Source organism: Allobosea sp. NPDC055594 (genome assembly GCF_053618995.1).
This window is the reverse complement of sequence record NZ_JBSHIO010000001.1, coordinates 516,590-533,321: the sequence shown is the minus strand read 5'-3', so window position 1 is coordinate 533,321 and position 16,732 is coordinate 516,590. Positions and strand designations below refer to the sequence as shown.

At 66.9% G+C, this 16,732-nt stretch carries 18 protein-coding genes; 8 read left to right on the top strand and 10 right to left on the bottom strand.

Annotation, left to right across the window (positions count from 1 at the left end; translation table 11 throughout):
* Positions 1–9: 9 nt before the first annotated feature.
* The 5 genes from ACWGRX_RS02490 to ACWGRX_RS02470 form a co-directional block, all read right to left on the bottom strand.
* Positions 10–627: an anthranilate synthase component II gene (locus ACWGRX_RS02490; protein WP_291645365.1), complete on the bottom strand. Its 618-nt coding sequence runs from the start codon at positions 625–627 to the stop codon at positions 10–12.
* A gap of 143 nt (positions 628–770) precedes the next feature.
* Positions 771–1,301, bottom strand: a complete 531-nt coding sequence (locus ACWGRX_RS02485) for a DUF1579 domain-containing protein (protein WP_452116286.1) — start codon at positions 1,299–1,301, stop codon at positions 771–773.
* 103 nt (positions 1,302–1,404) lie between these two features.
* Positions 1,405–1,824: a DoxX family protein gene (locus ACWGRX_RS02480; RefSeq protein ID WP_452116285.1), complete on the bottom strand. Its 420-nt coding sequence runs from the start codon at positions 1,822–1,824 to the stop codon at positions 1,405–1,407.
* A 110-nt stretch (positions 1,825–1,934) separates the two neighbouring features.
* Entirely contained in the window at positions 1,935–2,360 is a 426-nt protein-coding gene (locus tag ACWGRX_RS02475) for a VOC family protein (protein WP_452116284.1), read from the bottom strand.
* 140 nt (positions 2,361–2,500) lie between these two features.
* A complete protein-coding gene (locus tag ACWGRX_RS02470; RefSeq protein ID WP_452116283.1) occupies positions 2,501–2,917 on the bottom strand; it encodes a VOC family protein in 417 nt (138 codons plus the stop codon).
* Positions 2,918–3,022: 105 nt separating this feature from the next.
* Here ACWGRX_RS02470 and ACWGRX_RS02465 point away from each other — a divergent pair, with 105 nt between their 5' ends.
* Positions 3,023–3,547 carry a MarR family winged helix-turn-helix transcriptional regulator gene (locus ACWGRX_RS02465; protein ID WP_452116282.1) on the top strand — a complete coding sequence of 175 codons (525 nt, stop codon included), beginning with the start codon at positions 3,023–3,025 and terminating at the stop codon, positions 3,545–3,547.
* Between the two features lie 61 nt (positions 3,548–3,608).
* On the opposite strand, the gene ACWGRX_RS02460 is transcribed toward ACWGRX_RS02465, so the two are convergent.
* The 5 genes from ACWGRX_RS02460 to ACWGRX_RS02440 form a co-directional block, all read right to left on the bottom strand.
* Positions 3,609–4,403 (bottom strand): ABC transporter ATP-binding protein, encoded by a 795-nt coding sequence (locus tag ACWGRX_RS02460; RefSeq protein WP_452116281.1) that lies wholly within the window; start codon positions 4,401–4,403, stop codon positions 3,609–3,611.
* The gene (locus ACWGRX_RS02455; RefSeq protein ID WP_452116280.1) at positions 4,400–5,323 is read right to left on the bottom strand and encodes an ABC transporter permease; all 924 of its coding nucleotides are present in this window, start codon (positions 5,321–5,323) and stop codon (positions 4,400–4,402) included. Before ACWGRX_RS02455 ends, ACWGRX_RS02460 begins: the two co-directional genes overlap by 4 nt.
* 78 nt (positions 5,324–5,401) lie before the next feature.
* Positions 5,402–6,379: an ABC transporter substrate-binding protein gene (locus ACWGRX_RS02450; RefSeq protein WP_452116279.1), complete on the bottom strand. Its 978-nt coding sequence runs from the start codon at positions 6,377–6,379 to the stop codon at positions 5,402–5,404.
* A gap of 218 nt (positions 6,380–6,597) precedes the next feature.
* On the bottom strand, positions 6,598–8,112 hold the full coding sequence (gene trpE, locus ACWGRX_RS02445; protein WP_452116278.1) for an anthranilate synthase component I: 1,515 nt from the start codon (positions 8,110–8,112) through the stop codon (positions 6,598–6,600).
* Between the two features lie 11 nt (positions 8,113–8,123).
* Positions 8,124–10,037 (bottom strand): peptidylprolyl isomerase, encoded by a 1,914-nt coding sequence (locus tag ACWGRX_RS02440; RefSeq protein ID WP_452116277.1) that lies wholly within the window; start codon positions 10,035–10,037, stop codon positions 8,124–8,126.
* Between the two features lie 149 nt (positions 10,038–10,186).
* Between ACWGRX_RS02440 and tpiA the strand changes: the two genes are divergently transcribed.
* The 7 genes from tpiA to ACWGRX_RS02405 all read left to right on the top strand — a co-directional run bounded on the left by tpiA (position 10,187) and on the right by ACWGRX_RS02405 (position 16,729).
* Positions 10,187–10,948, top strand: a complete 762-nt coding sequence (gene tpiA, locus ACWGRX_RS02435) for a triose-phosphate isomerase (protein WP_452116276.1) — start codon at positions 10,187–10,189, stop codon at positions 10,946–10,948.
* 126 nt (positions 10,949–11,074) lie between these two features.
* Positions 11,075–11,476 carry a preprotein translocase subunit SecG gene (gene secG / locus ACWGRX_RS02430; protein ID WP_452116275.1) on the top strand — a complete coding sequence of 134 codons (402 nt, stop codon included), beginning with the start codon at positions 11,075–11,077 and terminating at the stop codon, positions 11,474–11,476.
* Between the two features lie 157 nt (positions 11,477–11,633).
* The gene (locus tag ACWGRX_RS02425; RefSeq protein WP_291640484.1) at positions 11,634–13,262 is read left to right on the top strand and encodes a CTP synthase; all 1,629 of its coding nucleotides are present in this window, start codon (positions 11,634–11,636) and stop codon (positions 13,260–13,262) included.
* A gap of 181 nt (positions 13,263–13,443) precedes the next feature.
* The gene (locus ACWGRX_RS02420) at positions 13,444–13,845 is read left to right on the top strand and encodes a DUF350 domain-containing protein (protein ID WP_291640482.1); all 402 of its coding nucleotides are present in this window, start codon (positions 13,444–13,446) and stop codon (positions 13,843–13,845) included.
* A 10-nt stretch (positions 13,846–13,855) separates the two neighbouring features.
* Positions 13,856–14,482 (top strand): DUF1190 domain-containing protein, encoded by a 627-nt coding sequence (locus ACWGRX_RS02415; protein ID WP_452116274.1) that lies wholly within the window; start codon positions 13,856–13,858, stop codon positions 14,480–14,482.
* Positions 14,483–14,484: 2 nt separating this feature from the next.
* Positions 14,485–15,651 carry a glutathionylspermidine synthase family protein gene (locus tag ACWGRX_RS02410; protein WP_452116273.1) on the top strand — a complete coding sequence of 389 codons (1,167 nt, stop codon included), beginning with the start codon at positions 14,485–14,487 and terminating at the stop codon, positions 15,649–15,651.
* 199 nt (positions 15,652–15,850) lie between these two features.
* Positions 15,851–16,729: a VOC family protein gene (locus tag ACWGRX_RS02405; protein ID WP_452116272.1), complete on the top strand. Its 879-nt coding sequence runs from the start codon at positions 15,851–15,853 to the stop codon at positions 16,727–16,729.
* Positions 16,730–16,732 lie beyond the last annotated feature (3 nt).

Genomic DNA, 16,732 nt, shown 5'->3' with positions numbered 1-16,732 from the left:
CTCGATCGATCAGGCTGTCGCGGAAAGGGCGGCGGTGTCGGACGCGGCCGACCATCGTTCGGCGAGATCGAGGAAATTGCGCAGGATCGTCGCGCCATGCTCCGAAGCGATGCTCTCCGGATGGAACTGAACGCCATGCACCGGCAGCTCGCGATGCGAGAGCGCCATGATCATGCCGTCGCCGGATTCCGCCTCGATCGAGAGAATCTCGGGGCAGGTTTCACGCTTCACCACCAGCGAATGATAGCGCGTCGCCTCGATCGGACCGTTGATGCCGTGGAACAGGCCGCGCGCGCGATGCGTCACGGTCGAGACCTTGCCGTGCATCGGCAACGGCGCACGCACGACTTCGCCACCGAAGACCTGTCCGATCGTCTGCAGGCCGAGGCAGACGCCGAAGAGCGGCACCTTGCCGGCGCCTTCGCGCACGAGATCGAGGCAGATGCCGGCCTCGTTCGGCGTGCACGGACCGGGCGAGAGCACGATCGCGCCATGCCCGCCGGAGAGCGCTTCAGCGACCGTCAGCGAGTCGTTGCGGCGAACCTCGACCTCGGCCCCGAGCCCACCGATCAGGTGGACCAGGTTCCAGGTGAAGCTGTCGTAATTGTCGATCAGCAGGATGCGCATCGCCGTCCGGGGCCGTCCCCACCCGTTGTCATTGCGATTGCACATGGCCCCGAACGCGCGTGCGGGTCAAGCATGAGGGCGCGAAGCCGATCGGATCTCGCCCTCGGCAGATGTCGGCCGCGGCTGCGTGCGCTCCCTTCGCGCTATCTCTTGCGGCGGTAATGCGCGGTCATGAAGCCGTGCCACTGCCCGTCCGGGCCAAGAGCGCGCGAGGAGAGCGTATGATGGTCGTCGCTCTTGATCTCGAGGATGTCCTGATACCTCGCCGTCTTGGTCGGATCGCTGAAATCAGGCCCTTCGGTGTCGAGGGTGAGGATCTTGCCGGAAGCGTCGAGCTTGCCGGAATAGACCCATTGGTTGGACATCATCGAGCCGATGAAGCTGCCGACGAACACGTTCTTCAGTGCGTCGTAGCCGAGGGTGAGCCGGGTCTGCGCCGGCGAGCCGTCCGGCATCTTGCCCTCGCCGTCGCCGACGATCCAGAGGCCGCCGAACGAGGTCGTCCTGTGCGTCCCGCTCGATTTCATCGGCGGCTGGTCCGGGCCCATCAGGCAATCGGCCTCATAGGTCCAGTCGCCGACGAGCTTGTGCAGCCATTCATGCTCCTTCTGCGGCACGGCCGGTGTGCAGCCTGCGGCATCCTGCGGCTTGTCGGCGTCGGTTGTGCTGGACATGGCGGCATTCCTCCTTTGCTGGTGCCCTTTCGAAAGCTCTGCCAGCGAGATTGCCCCGGCCGTTCGTCAGCCTGCGACAGGAGGGAACACAATCCGCAGATCGTCAGCTGTCTTGGCGCAGCGGGATCAGGCGGCGGAGCCGGATATTCCGGAGGTACAGCCCGCCCCAGGCGATCAGGCCAAGATAGAGGCCGAAGAAGAGATGGCTGAAGAGCGGGCTGCCGGCACGCAGATGCGTCGCCATGGCGCCGCCGAGCAGGCCGGTCAGCAGGATGGCGCCGAGGATGCTGGTTCGCGGTAGCGCGTAGAGCAGGGCGATCGCCAGCGTCATCACGCCAAGCCCGCGCGCTAGCTCGGGCGAGCCGGAGTAGCCGAGCTGCTGCATGGTCTCGGTCACCACCGAAAGCGGTGCGAGCTTGATGCCGCCGTCGAAGATCAGGAAGGCGACGACGAGCCCGCTCATGGCACGGCCGATCCAGAGCGCTGCGGGCGGGTTGGCTGCGTTTTTGGCTTCCGACTGCATGGTTCTCTCCGGAACGGCATGGCGCGATGGGGCATGGCTTCGCCGGCCCGGCGCGCGAAAGGCGGCCGGCGAATGCTACGTAAAGCTGGCTTTGGGTTCCGGCGGGGCGCTTACTTGACCGCCGAGACCAGCGCCCAGAGGAAGCCGAACGGGTCGCGGTACTGGCCGTAGCGGTCGCCCCAGAACATCACCTCGACCGGGGTGACGACCTCCATGCCGGCATCGACGCCGCGCTTCCACCAGAAGTCGATATCGTCGACGCGCAGGGTGAGGGTGCAACCCTTCGGCGCCTCCCAGGGATAGCCATATTCCGGATAGGGGTCGCTCAGCATCAGCGAGCCGCCATTGACGTAGAGGTGGATGTGCATGGTCCGCCCCTTCTCGTCGAGCGGCTGGCGGGCGACCTCCTCGGCTCCGAAGGCCTTCTGGTAGAATTCCGAGGCCTTCACCGCGCCGTCGATGCTGAGATAGGGGACGACGCCGCCGCGGGTCTCGGGTTGGGCTTGGGGCTGCTTGGCTTCTGCTGGCTGCGACATGGCGAAACTCCCTTCACTTGGATTGCAAGCTTCACTTGGATTGCAAGTTGAGTTCGAATTCCCCGGCCGATCCTGCCGCGTTCCGAGGCCAGAACGATGGCGAACCGGCAGGGAGAGGCGTGGCTGGGCGGATCAGGGCCTCATTCGGCTCCCTTGAGCTCGATCGCGTTGCCGTCGGGGTCCCGGACATAGATCGCCTGGCCTTCGCCCTCGGCGCCGTAGCGCGAGCCGGCCGCGACGATGGCAACACCGTGGCGCTCCAGATGGGCGCGCAGGCTCGCCTCGTCGAACGGCCTGATCCCCAGACAGATATGGTCGACATTGCGGCCCTCAGGGCCCGGCGCGGCCCCGCCGGTGCGGCCGAGCGGGCCGGCGACGTCGACGAGGTCGATCAGCGAGCGGCCGGCGCGCAGCTGCACCAGGCCGAGCTCGTCCTGGCGGCGCTCGAGCGGGCAGCCGAGCACCTCCCGATAGAAGGCCAGCATGCGCGGCGTATCGGCAGTCCGGAACACGACATGGTCGAGTCCGGCGAGGCTGAACGGGATCTGCTCCGACATCGCGTCCTCCATTTATCTTGATGTAAAGATAAATTCCCTCATGTCTTGACGTCAAGATATATCCGTCGTTCTGCTGACAGGATCGGGCAGGAGTGGGAGACCGGGATGGATGCTGCGGCTGGCGGGGAAGGGGACCATGTCGATCGGTTGCGCGCGCAATGGGCGCGCGAACTGCCCGATCTCGATACCGAGCCCATGGGGGTGATCGGCCGGGCGCGGCGGATCACCTTGCGACTGCGTCCCGCCATCGAGGCCGTGTTCACGCGCCACGGCGTCGATGCCGGCGAGTTCGACGTGATCTCGACCCTATTGCGCGCGGGGGAGCCCTGGCGGCTGACGCCGACCGAGCTCTACCGCACGCTGATGATCTCCTCGGGCGGCCTGACCGCCAGACTCAACCGGCTCGAAGCTGCCGGGCTGATCAGGCGCTGCGAGGCGCCGGAGGATCGGCGCAGCCTGCTCGTCGAGCTCACAAAGGCCGGCCGCGCCAAGGCCGAAGCTGCCTTCCGCGAGGACATGGCGCTCGAACGACGCCTGCTCGACGGGCTGAGCGTGGCCGAGAAGGAGCAACTTGCCGCGCTGCTGCGCAAGCTCGCTCTCAGCCTGGAGGCCGGTCCCGCCCAGGACTGAGCGATGTCGGGAAAGGCAGGTGCCGGTTTGAAGCGCAGGCGCGGGCGATCAGCGGAAGCGCTCAGCTCAACAGCAGGCTGTCGTCCGATAGTTCCTCGCCGCGGACCTGCTTGAACAGGCGCAGCAGGTCCGGCACGTCCATCGCCTTGCGGCGCTCGCCTTCGATGTCGAAGACGATCTTGCCCTCGTGCAGCATCACCGTGCGGCTGCCATGGTCGAGCGCGTCGCGCATCGAATGGGTCACCATCAGCGCGGTCAATTTCTGCTCGTCGACGACGCGGCGGGTCAGGTCGAGCACGAAGGCGGCGGTGCGCGGGTCGAGCGCTGCGGTATGCTCGTCGAGCAGCAGGGTCTTCGTACCCGCCAGCGTCGACATCAGCAGGCTGACCGCCTGGCGCTGACCGCCCGAGAGCAGTCCCATCGAATCGCCGAGGCGGTTCTCCAGCCCGAGGCCGAGCATCGCCAGCCTGTCGCGGAACAGCGCCCGGCGCGATGTGTCGAGTGCGGCGCCGAGGCCGCGTGCCCGGCCGCGCGCCAGCGCCAGCGCCATGTTCTCCTCGATGGTCAGGCGCTCGCAGGTACCGGCCATCGGGTCCTGGAAGACGCGCGCGATCAGGCCGGCGCGCTTCGGCGTCGGCCAGCGCGTCACGTCGATGCCATCGACCTCGACCGTGCCGCGCTCGGCCCGGGCATCGCCGCTGAGGACATTGAGCAAGGTCGACTTGCCGGCGCCGTTCGAGCCGATGACGGTGACGAATTCGCCATCAGCCACCTTCAGGTCGAGACCGCGGAGCGCCCGGTTCTCCAGCGGCGTACCGCGTCCGAAGGTGACGTGGACATCCCGCACGCTGATCATGGCGCGCTCCGCTTGAACAGGCCGCGCAGCGGGTTGGCGACACCAGGCAGCATCAGCGCGATGCCGACCAGCACCGCGGTGACGAGATTGAGGTCGGAAGCCCGCAGGCCGAGCCAGCCGGCGTTCAGCGCGAGCGCTATGGCGAGGCGATAGGCGATGGCACCGATCAGGCAGGAGAAGATCGCCACGACGATGGACCGGCTACGGAATATCGTCTCGCCGAGGATCACTGCGGCGAGGCCGGCGATGATCGTGCCGGTGCCGATGCTGACATCGGCGAAGCCGGCTGTCTGCGCGAACAGGGCGCCGGCCAAGGCGACGAGGCCGTTGGAGAGGGCGACGCCGACATAGACATGCATATCGGTGCGGATGCCCTGCGCCCGCGCCATGCGCGGATTGGCGCCGGTGGCGCGCATGGCGAGGCCGAACTCGGTCTTCAGGAAGCGGGCGAGCAAAGCGGCGATCATGGTGACGATGATCAGCAACGCCAGAACGCGCAGGGTCGGGCGGCCGGGCAGGCCGGTGGCGGCGATCAGCGGATTCAGCCAGGTGAAGAACTCGATCACCGTCGGCCGGTTCATCAGCGGGATGTTCGGCACCCCCATCACCCGCAGATTGATCGAGAACAGCGCCGTCATCGTCAGGATGCCGGCGAGCAGATGCAGGATCGCAAAGCGGATGTTGAGCCAGGCGGTCACGGTGCCGGCGAGGCAACCGGCGATGATCGCCGCCAGCGTCGCGATCACGGGATTGACGCCGCCGGCGATCATCGCCGCTGCGACCGCGGCGCCGAGCGGCAGGGTTCCGTCGACCGTCAGGTCGGGAAAGTCGAGCACGCGGAAGGTGATGTAGACGCCGAGCGCCACGAGAGCGAACACCAGTCCGATCTCTATGGCGCCCAGAGTGGCGATGAGGCTCATCGGTCGCCCTGCTTGTTCTGGTCGAAAACGGCGAGTTAGGCGGCCGTTGGCGGCGGCGTTGTGCGCCGCCGCTTCACCTCAGTTAATAACCTGCTTGGCGCGCGCCAGCACCGCCGGCGGAACCGTGACGCCCATCGCGGCGGCGGCCTTGGCGTTGATCACGAGATTGCTGCCGCTGGCATTGCTGACCGGAATGGCGCCGGGCTTCTCGCCCTTCAGAATCCGCACGACGACCGCGCCGGTCTCGAGCCCGACCTGGAAATAGTCGAAGCCGATCGAGGCGACCGAGCCCTTCTGGACCGACTCGGTGTCGCCGGTGAATACCGGCAGCTTGTTGTCGGTGCCGACGGCGAGCACCGTGCCGAGCGCCGAGACGATGGTGTTGTCGGTCGGCAGATAGAGCGCGTCGACCTTGCCGACGAGACTCTGCGCGGCGGCGGAGACATCGGCGGTTCGGCCCGCCGAAGCCTCGACGATCTGGAGGTTGCGGGCGGGCGCCAGCGCCTTCACGGCGTTGAGCAGCGCGACGCTGTTGGCTTCGCCGGGATTGAAGACGACGCCGATCTTCTTGGCTGCGGGTACCAGTTCCTTGATCAGGTCGAACTGGGCTTCGAGCGGCGAGAAGTCGGAAATGCCGGTGACGTTTCCGCCCGGCGCCTTGCGGTCCTTGACGATCTGGGCCGCGACCGGGTCGGTCACGGCGGTGAAGACCACCGGAATCGTCTGCGTCGCCGTGACCATCGCCTGGGCTGAGGGGGTCGCGATCGCGACGATCACGTTCGGGTTCTCGCCGGCGAATTTCTGCGCGATCTGGGCTGCCGTCGCCGGCTGACCCTGCGCGGATTCGTAGCGGAAGCTGAGATTGGCGCCGTCCTTGTATCCGGCCTCCTCGAGCGCCTTCTTGACGCCGTCGCGGGCGGCATCGAGCGCCGGGTGCTCGACGATCGCGGTGACAGCGACGGTCACCTTCTGTTGGGCCTGTTGCGCGAAGGCGGCCGTTCCGGCCAGGAGTGCCAGGGCGATGCCGCTGCCAATCAAGCTTGCGCCGAGACGCATGGTCTTCTCTCCATCGGTTGCCGGCCCCCACCGTGCTGACTTCATTCCTTGGCAGCGGGGCAGGGCCGGTTGTGATTGCCGTGCGGGCCAGTCAGAAAAAACCCAATATCAGGGGCCGTGGCCTCGACTTGGGCCACTATGCGCGGCCAAAATCGCGGCGTGCAAGTGAGGCGGCCGCATGGCAAGCCGGTGCGGGCGCATGTGGGGATCGCCGCGGTTCACTGCCCGCGTCGGCTGCGTGCGGCGAAGCGGACGGCTTCCTCCGCAGCCTTGAACAGCGCCTTGGCCTTGTTGACGCATTCGGTCTGCTCGGAAGCCGGGTTGGAATCATAGACGATGCCGGCGCCGGCCTGGACCTGCATGCGCCCATCCTGGACCACGGCGGTGCGCAGCACGATGCAGGTATCCATCTCGCCGTTGGCGCCGAAATAGCCGATGCAGCCGCCATAGGCGCCGCGGCGATCCTTCTCGAGCTCGTCGATGATCTCCATCGCCCGCACCTTGGGCGCGCCGGAAACGGTGCCGGCCGGGAAGCCGGCGATCAGCGCCGAAAGCGCATCATGCTCCGCGGCGAGGCGGCCTTCGACGTTCGAGACGATGTGCATCACCTGGCTGTAACGCTCGATGAAGAAGGAATCGGTGACGCGCACGCTGCCGATCTCGGCGACCCGGCCGACATCGTTGCGGCCGAGATCGAGCAGCATCAGATGCTCGGCACGCTCCTTGGGGTCGGCGAGCAGATCCTCGGCGAGCGCGTTGTCGGCCTCGGTCGTCGCGCCGCGCGGACGGGTGCCGGCAATCGGGCGGATGGTGACATTGCCCTCGCGCATCCGGACCAGGATCTCGGGGCTCGAGCAGACGATCTGGAAGTCCTCGAAGTCGAGATAGCAGAGGAAAGGCGCTGGATTGATCCGGCGCAGCGCCCGATAGAGCGCGAAGGGCGGCAGTTCGAAGGGAGCTTCGAAGCGCTGCGACAGAACGACCTGGAAGATGTCGCCGGCGCGGATGTATTCCTGCGCGCTCAGCACCATCGCTTCGTATTCGGCTTCGCTGGTATTCGAGACCGGCTCGGGATGGGACAGGCCGGCGATGTCTATCGCGGCTTCGGCCGGGAGCGGTGATTCAAGCGCATGCACGACGGCTTCGAGCCGTTCCTGGGCTCGTTCATGCGCGATGGCGGCGGACACCCCCGGCTGATGCCGCACCGGTGAGACCACGGTGATCTCGTCGCGCACGGCGTCGAACACCACCATCAGCGTCGGCCGCATCAGGATCGCGTCGGGCACGCCGACGCCGGTCTCCTTCGGCTCGGCCAGGCGCTCCATCAGGCGCACCATGTCGTAGCCGAGATAGCCGAATACACCTGCCGCCATCGGCGGCAGCCCGTCCTGGTCGGGGATCGCGCTTTCCGCCAGCAGCGAGCGCAGGCTCTCGAAGGCGGGCCGGGCGTCCGGCAGGAAGGCATCGCCCAGAGCCGGCCGGCACATCGCGGCCTGGCCGTGATGGCAGCGCCAGATCAGGTCGGGCTCGAGCCCGATCATCGAATAGCGCCCGCGCACGGCGCCGCCTTCGACCGATTCGAGCAGGAAGGCCGGGCCCTTGCCGGCATGGCGCAGCTTCATGAAGGCCGCGACGGGCGTTTCGCAGTCGCCGACCAGGCTCAGCGTCACGAGCTGGGGCTGGCCGGCGTCGTAGGCGGCGGTGAAACGTTCGAGGTCGAAGGCCGACGCCATGCTTGGAACTCTCAGTTCTGCGTGCCGCCGGTCGCGTTGCGGAAGGCGGCCTGGTTGACCGAGACGCCGAAATCCTTCTGCAGCTTGCCGACGTATTGCATCAGCACATCGTCGCTGAGGCTCGAGGTGAACAGACGTACGAAGTTCTCGGCTTCCTCGGTCGTGCGCATATAGGGCGGCACCGTCGCCGCCTTCACCTGGAACAGGATGCGTCCCTGACCGTCGGCCGCAGCGGACGCACTCTTGCCGACGGGGGTGCCGAAGATCAGCGAGACGACATTGCGGGGCAGGGCATCGCTCTGGTCCTGGCGGCCGAGGTCGCTCGCCTCCTCGGGATTCAGCCCGGCGGCGGTGACGACCGTAGCGAAGTCCTCGCCGGCATCGAGACGCTGGATCAGCTCGCGCGCCTTGGCCGAGAGCTTCGCGGCGACTTCGTCGGCGCGCCACTGTCGCTCGACCTCGGCCTTGACTTCGTCGAAGCTGCGGTCGCGCGGCGGCTCGATCTTGGTGACCTCGTACCAGACATAGCCGCCATTATTGGGCAGGCGCAGCGCCTCGTTGTCGACGCCGATATCCGAGCCGAAGATCGCCGTCAGCGTCGCATCGCCGCCCGGCAGCGGGGCTTCCTGCGCGCCGTCGGGCTTGCGCAGGCCGGCATCGACCGGCCCGACCGGCCGAAGGGTCAGGCCGAATTCCTTGGCGATCTCGCCGAGCGGGCGAGCCGAGGCGCGCTGGTCCTCGATCTTGTCGTGCAGATCGGAAATCTGCGCGGCAGCCTTGCTGGTCGCGACCTCGTTGCGGACCTCGTCGGCGACTTCCTCGAAGCTCTTCAGACGCTCCGGCTCGATCTCGCTGACCCGCAGGAGCACCGCGCCGAAGCCGCCCTGGACGGGCGCACTTACGGCCCCCTGAGCGAGGGCGAAAGCCGCGTCGCGGACGGCCGGATCGAACAGGCCCTCGCGGGTGAAGGTGCCGAGCGTCAGATCTTGCTCCGAGACGTTGCGGGCCGTGGCGATCGCTTCGAAGGTCTCGCCGCCATCGATCTTCGCCTTGGCGGCCTGAGCCTCCTCGATGCTCGGGAAGCTGATCTGCTGCACGGTGCGGCGCTCGGGCGAGCCATAGCGTTGCGTCTTGACCGACTCGTAATGCGCCCTGGCGTCGGCATCGGAGACCTTGGCGGCGTCGGCGAGATTGGCCGGGGTCAGAGCCAGCACATTGGCGTTGCGGAATTCCGGCGCGCGGAACGCGGCCTTGCGCTCTTCGAAGAAGCGCTTGAGCACGTCCTCGGCGGGCGCTGCGATCTCGCCGGCCGCGGTCTCGGGGATCACCACATAGGCGATGTCGCGCTTCTCGTTGCGCAGCCGGTGCCCGAGCTCCTGCAGCGCGACGGGGGCGGAGATGCCGCCGATCACCATCTCGGCGAGCTCCTGGCGCATCGTCGCAGCGCGCTGCTCGCGCACGAAAGCCTGCTCGGTCAGGCCGATGGCCCGCAGCAATTCGTTGAAGCGGTTGCGATCGAAGGCGCCGGAGGCGTCCTTCAGATTCGGATCGTTGAAGATCACGTCGCGCACCGTGTCGTCGGAGACGGCGAGCCCCATCCTGGTGGCGACCTGATCGAGCGTCGCCTCGGTGATCAGGCGCGACAGGACACGCTGGTCGACACCGAGCGCGCGGGCGATTTCCGGCGTGATCGAGCGCCGCTGCTGACGCGTCAGCATCTGGGTCTCGTTCTGATAGGCCGTCCGCATCTGCTCGATGCTGATCTCTCTCTTCCCGACGGTGGCGACGGCGTTGCGGCCATAGCCCTGGAAGATGTCGCCGACACCCCAGATCGCGAAGGACAGGATCAGGAACCCGAACATCAAGGCGACGAGGAGCTTGCCGACCAGGCTTTGCCCCGCCTTGCGGATGCCCTGCATCATCATTTTGCTATCTTCCTGTCCTGTCGGCGGCATCGCATTTGCGCGCCGCTTATAGGTAGAGAGGCTCGCCTCGGCAATCGCCGGCTCTTGCTCGTGATTGCGAACCGATCCCGGCGTTGCTAGTGCCCTTGCAGGAAAATTCGGAGGTGGACGTGACGGCAAGCATCAAGCCGCTGGTGGCGGGCAACTGGAAGATGAACGGCCTGAATGCCGATCTCGGCATCGCCGCCGAGATCGCGCGCGGCCATGACGGCGCCCTGCGGCGCCAGGTCGATCTCGCCATCTGCCCGCCGACGACGCTGCTTTATCCGATGACGGCCGCGCTGATCGGCTCGCGGATCGCCACCGGCGGTCAGGATTGCAGCCTGCGCGAAAGCGGCGCCTTCACCGGTGAGGTCTCGGCTGCGATGCTGGCCGATGCCGGCGCGCAATTCGCCATCGTCGGCCATTCCGAGCGCCGTACCCTGCATGACGAGCGCGACGCCACGGTGAAAGCCAAGGCGGAGGCAGCGCAGGCGGCATTGCTGGTTCCGATCGTCTGCGTCGGCGAGACGAAGGAAGAGCGCGAGGCCGGCAAGGCGCTCGCCGTGGTCAAGAAGCAGCTGCGCGGCTCGGTGCCTGAAGGCTCGACCGGCGCGACGCTGGTCGTCGCCTATGAGCCGGTCTGGGCGATCGGTACGGGTTTGACCCCGACCGTGGCGGATGTCACCGAAATGCATGCGGCGATCCGGGCCGAGCTCGGCCGCATTTTGGGCAAGGCCGCGGCCGCAGGCGTCCGGCTGCTCTATGGCGGCTCGGTCAAGCCGTCGAATGCCGCCGAACTGATGGGGGTTGCCGATGTCGACGGTGCGCTCGTCGGCGGCGCCAGCCTCAAGGCCGAGGATTTCCTGGCGATCGCCCGTGCCTGCGGCTGAGGCCGATCGTTTGAAATCGCTTGTGGTGCGGCGCGCCTGCCCATGCTAAGGGCAGCGCCGAAACACGGATCCGGCGCCGATATGCTCCTCTTGGCGATCGCGCGCGCCATACCCATTTCGTGAGCCATGCAGAACGTTATCATCGTCATCCACCTGCTCATCGTGATCGCGCTCGTCGGCGTCGTCCTGCTTCAGCGCTCGGAGGGCGGCGGCCTCGGCATGGGCTCGGGCGGTGGCGGCGGCGTCGGCGGCTTCATGACCGGCCGCGGCCAGGCCAATGCGCTGACGCGCGCGACGGCGATCCTGGCGGGCCTGTTCTTCATTACCTCGATCACGCTGGCCGTGCTCGCGACCCATGGCCGGACCCAGCGTTCGATCATCGACGGTGCGCCCGCTCCGGGGGCCACGGCTCCGGCCGCGCCGAGCGCACCTTCGGCTCCCAATGCCGGCGGCGTCCTCGACCAGTTGCGGCAGATGCAGAATCCCGGCGGCTCGCAGCCGCCGACCCCGGCAGCGCCGGGTCAATGATCGGGGCGGGGCAGGGGCCGGGAAACCGGCCCTTCTCTTTTGAGGGCAGGGCGACCGGAAGCCAGCTCTGCTCTATTGTGGATAAGCACGCAGCGCACATCCGACCCTCATCGGCGCGCTTAGCGAATCGCAATCTTGGCGTTAAAGGTGACCTCCCATGACGCGGTATGTTTTCATCACCGGCGGCGTGGTGTCCTCGCTCGGCAAAGGCCTGGCGTCGGCGGCTCTCGCAGCCCTTCTGCAGGCACGTGGCTATACGGTCCGCCTGCGCAAGCTCGACCCCTATCTCAATGTCGATCCGGGCACGATGAGCCCGTATCAGCATGGCGAAGTCTTCGTCACCGATGACGGAGCCGAGACCGATCTCGATCTCGGGCATTACGAGCGCTTCACCGGCCGGCCCTGCAACAAGGGCGACAACATCACCACCGGCCGCATCTACATGGACATCCTGACGCGCGAGCGCCGGGGCGACTATCTCGGCGCGACCATCCAGGTCATCCCGCACGTCACCAACGCCATCAAGGAGTTCGTGCTCTCCGGCAATGAAGGCTTCGACTTCGTGCTGGTCGAGATCGGCGGCACGGTCGGTGACATCGAGAGCCTGCCCTTCCTCGAGGCCATCCGCCAGACCAACCAGCAATTGCCGCGCGGCCAGTGCATCTTCCTGCACCTGACGCTGCTGCCCTATATTCCGACCGCCGGCGAGCTGAAGACCAAGCCGACCCAGCATTCGGTCGCCGAGCTTCGCTCGATCGGCATCCAGCCCGACATCCTGCTCTGCCGGACCGATCGCGAGATCCCGCGCGAGGAGCGTCGCAAGCTCGCCTTGTTCTGCAATGTCCGCGAGACGGCGGTGATCGAGGCCCGCGACGTGGCGTCGATCTACGACGTGCCGCTCTCCTATCACGCCGAGGGGCTCGACAACGAGGTCCTGGCGGCGTTCGGCATCGATGCCGGGGCGGAGCCCGACCTCAGCAATTGGCGGCGCATCTCCGAGCGGGTGAAGAGCCCCGAAGGCGAGGTCACCATCGCCATCGTCGGCAAATATACGGGGATGAAGGACGCCTATAAGTCGCTGATCGAGGCCCTGACCCATGGCGGCATCGCCAATCGGGTCAAGGTCAATCTCGACTGGATCGAGTCCGAGGTCTTCGAGAAGGAGGACCCGACCCCCTTCCTCGAACATGTCCACGGCATCCTCGTGCCCGGAGGCTTCGGCCATCGCGGTGCCGAGGGCAAGATCAAGGCGGCGACCTTCGCGAGGCAGCGCAAGGTGCCCTATTTCGGCATCTGCTTCGGCATGCAGATGGCGGTGATCGAGGCGGCCCGCTCGCTGGCCGGCATCGAGGGCGCGAACTCGACCGAGTTCGGACCGACCGACGAGCCCGTCGTCGGCCTGATGACCGAATGGATGCGCGGCAACGAGATCGAGCAGCGCACAGCCGGCGGCGATCTCGGCGGTTCGATGCGGCTCGGCGCCTACGCCTCCCGTTTGTCGGCCGACACCAAGATTGCGAAGATCTACGGCTCGACCGAGATTTCGGAGCGGCACCGCCATCGCTACGAGGTCAATATGGGCTATCGCCAGCAGCTTGAGGCGCGCGGCCTGCGCTTCAGCGGCGTCTCGCCCGACGGATTGCTGCCGGAGACGGTGGAATATGCCGACCATCCCTGGTTCATCGGCGTGCAGTACCATCCCGAGCTGAAGTCGCGGCCTTTCGAGCCGCATCCGCTCTTCGCCAGCTTCATCGAGGCGGCGGTGGTGCAAAGCCGTCTGGTCTGACGGGTCGTTCGGGGATCCCGGCCGCGCAATTGCTGCCCTGACAATCACAAGGCGCGCTTCGCATCTTCCTTCCGAAGGCGAGGCGCGCAATGCCGTTGCCATTCATCCTGCGGCAGTCTGGCGCATCTGCGCGGCTGCCGTATAGTGAGCTCTCCGGGCGCAGGTATTCGCTGGGGGCGGCATGACGATCTCGATGGCCGGCTTGCCGGCGTTCCTCCTCTATTTCTGTGTCGGCTTCGCGCTGATCTCCGGGTTCGCCGCTGCCTATCTGCGCTTGACCGCCCATGACGAGATAGCGCTGATCCGCAACGGCAATCTCTCAGCGGCAATCGCCTTCGGCGGCAACATCGTCGGCTTTTCGGTGCCGCTCGAAAAGGCGATCGAGCAGGCCAGCAGCATTCCCGATCTGGTGATCTGGGCGGTCATCGCCATGCTGATCCAGTTCGGTGCCTATGGCTTTGCCCGCATCGTGATCCCGGACCTCTCGCGCAAGATCGAGGAGGATCGGCTTCCCTCTGCCGCGATGCTGGCCGTGATCGCCGTCATCAGCGGCACGCTGGCCGCCGCCAGCATGACCGAGTGAGGAGGTCTCGATGAAGCGCTCGACCCAGATCGGCCTTGCCGCGGTGGGTGTGGTGCTCGTTGCGAGCTACTGGTCCCTCTCCGGCGGCGAGACCGACGATTCGCTGATCTACAGCAATGTCGCGGAATGCCGAGCCGGCAACCAGCTCAGCGCCAGCCAATGCGAGCAGCGCTTCAACGAGGCCGCCGCGAACCATTTGCGCGAGGCCAGGAAATTCGGCAGCACGGCGGCCTGCGAGCAGGAATATGGCAGCGGCGGCTGCCAGAGCGCGGTCTGGAATGGGGCCCAGGTCGCCATTCCCGCGTTGGCCGGCATCATGCTGGCGCGCCAGTTCATGGCGGGCGGTGGCGCCGCCCAGCCGCTTCTGCCGCCGACCAGCTCCGCTTGCCCGCCGGGCACGCGCCAGCCGGGTTCAGGGCGCCCGGAATGCGAGCAGCCGGCGCGCAGCGCGTCATCATCCAGCAGCGGCTACTATGGCGGCAGCAGCAGCCGCTCGCGCGCCTACACGACAACCTCGGGCCAGGCCATGGTCGCCCGCAACATCTCCTCGACCGGCATGGCGAGCACGCCGAGCGTCGCCTCGCGCGGCGGTTTCGGCTCGAGTTCACGCTCCTATTCCTCGTCCTCCTCGTCCTGACCATGCGCCGGCTTTCCCTGTCGCCACGCCCGGACTGGCAGGCTCAGGTCGAGCGCCTGGGCTTCGCCTTCCACACGATTGAGGGCGAGACCTATTGGGACGAGAGCGCGGCCTATGGCTTCTCGCTGCGGCAGATCGAGGATGACATCGAGGCACCGACCGGGGCGATCGAGCAGCTCTGCTTCGCCTTCGTCGAGCGCGCCATCGCCGATGAGGAGATCATGCGCCGGCTCGCCGTGCCGGAAGCGCAATGGCAACTGATTCGCGACAGCTGGCAGCGCGGCGACCGGAACCTCTACGGCCGGCTCGACCTCGCCTATGACGGCAAGGGGCCGGCCAAGCTGCTCGAGTACAATGCCGACACGCCGACCTCGCTGTTCGAGGCGGCCGTCGTGCAATGGGACTGGCTCGAACAGGCGATGGCCCGGGGCCTGCTCTCGCGCGGTTGCGACCAGTTCAATTCGCTGCACGAGCGGCTGGTCGCAGCCTTCGGCCAGCTTCGCGAGCCGGCGCCGGAGCGCATGCATTTCACCTGCGTCGAGGGCAGTGCCGAGGACAAGGGCACGGTCGACTACCTGATGGACTGCGCCACGCAGGCCGGGACCGACGCCCGCTTCAGTTTCATCGAGGAGATCGGCCTGCTCGCCGATGGGCGCTTCTGCGATGGCGCCAGCCTGCCGATCGAGATGCTGTTCAAGCTCTATCCCTGGGAATGGCTGTTTCGCGAGCACTATGCCGGTGCGCTCGCGACCTCGCGCTGCCGCTTCGTCGAGCCGCCCTGGAAGGCGCTGGTCTCCAGCAAGGGGCTGCTGCCCTATCTCTGGGAGATGGCGCCGGGTCATCCCAATCTGCTGCCGGCCTATTTCGAGGGCGATCCACGCTGCGCCGAGCTCGGCGCCAGCCATGTCCGCAAGCCGCTCTATTCGCGCGAGGGCGCCAATGTGACGCTGGTCGAAGGCGGTACGGTGCGCGACAGCGACGACGGTCCCTATGGCGCCGAGGGCTTCGTGCTGCAGGCGGTGGCGATGCTGCCGAATTTCGACGGGAACTATCCGGTCCTCGGTTCCTGGCTCGTCGCCTCGCAGCCCTGCGGCCTCGGCATCCGCGAGGATGCGACGCCGATCACCAAGAACAGCTCGCGCTTCGTGCCGCATTTCATCGAGGCCTAGATCACCGCGCGTCCGTTCGGACACGGTCACGGTGATCTATCCTATTATTATCGCATCGGAATTTTTTCCGAAAAGTGGATTCCACTTTTCGGTCCGATGCTATAGAAAGCCGCGCGAACCAGCGGTGCCCGCGCACCCGGCGCAGGATGGGCTAACATGGTGCGAATCGACCGCCCTGTTTCTGCGAGCCCAGCCAGCCATGAACCAGCCTTCGCCTTCGCGCGGCCTCGACCATCTCGTCATCGGCGTCGCCGATCTCGATGTGGCAGGCGACTTCTATGCCAGTCTCGGCTTCCGGGTCGGCGCGCGCAACCGCCATCCCTGGGGTACGGAAAACCGGATCGTCCAGTTTCCCCGCGCTTTCCTGGAACTGATCACCGTCGGCGATGGCACGGCGATTCCGCCGCATGGCCAGCATCTCTTCTCCTTCGGCGCCTTCGTCCGCGACGCATTGGCGCGCGGCCAGGGCATGTCGATGCTCGTCCTCGAAAGCCAGGATTCTCACGCCGATGCGGCGGGCTTCAGGCAGGCGGGAATCGGCGATTTCGAGCCGTTCTTCTTCGAGCGGCAGGCCAAGCGGCCTGATGGCTCGCAGGTTCGCGTCGCCTTCAGCCTGGCCTTCGCCGCCAATCCCGCAGCGCGCGAATGCGGCTTCTTCGTCTGCCAGCAGCACGAGCCGCAGAATTTCTGGAACCCGGCCTTCCAGCAGCACGAGAATGGCGCGAGCGGGCTTGCCGCGACCTTCATGGTCGCCGCCGAGCCGCTGGCGCAGCGCGATTTCCTCTCTGCCTTTTCCGGTGCGGCGGCGATCGAGACCGCCGATAGCGGCCTGCGTCTCGAGCTGGCGCGGGGCCGCATCGAGGTACTAACGCCCAAGGCTGCCGACGCGCGGCTCGCTGATGACGCGGCGAATCGGGCTGAGCCCCGTTTCGCCGGCTTTGCCGTGACGGTTCCCGATCTGGCGCGGGTCGAAGCCAGCCTCGGGCGCCAGGGTGTCGGATATCGCCGCGGCGAGCGCAGCCTCGTCGTGCCGTCGGGCGCCGGGCTCGGCTGCGCCATCGTCTTCGAGCAGGGCTGAACG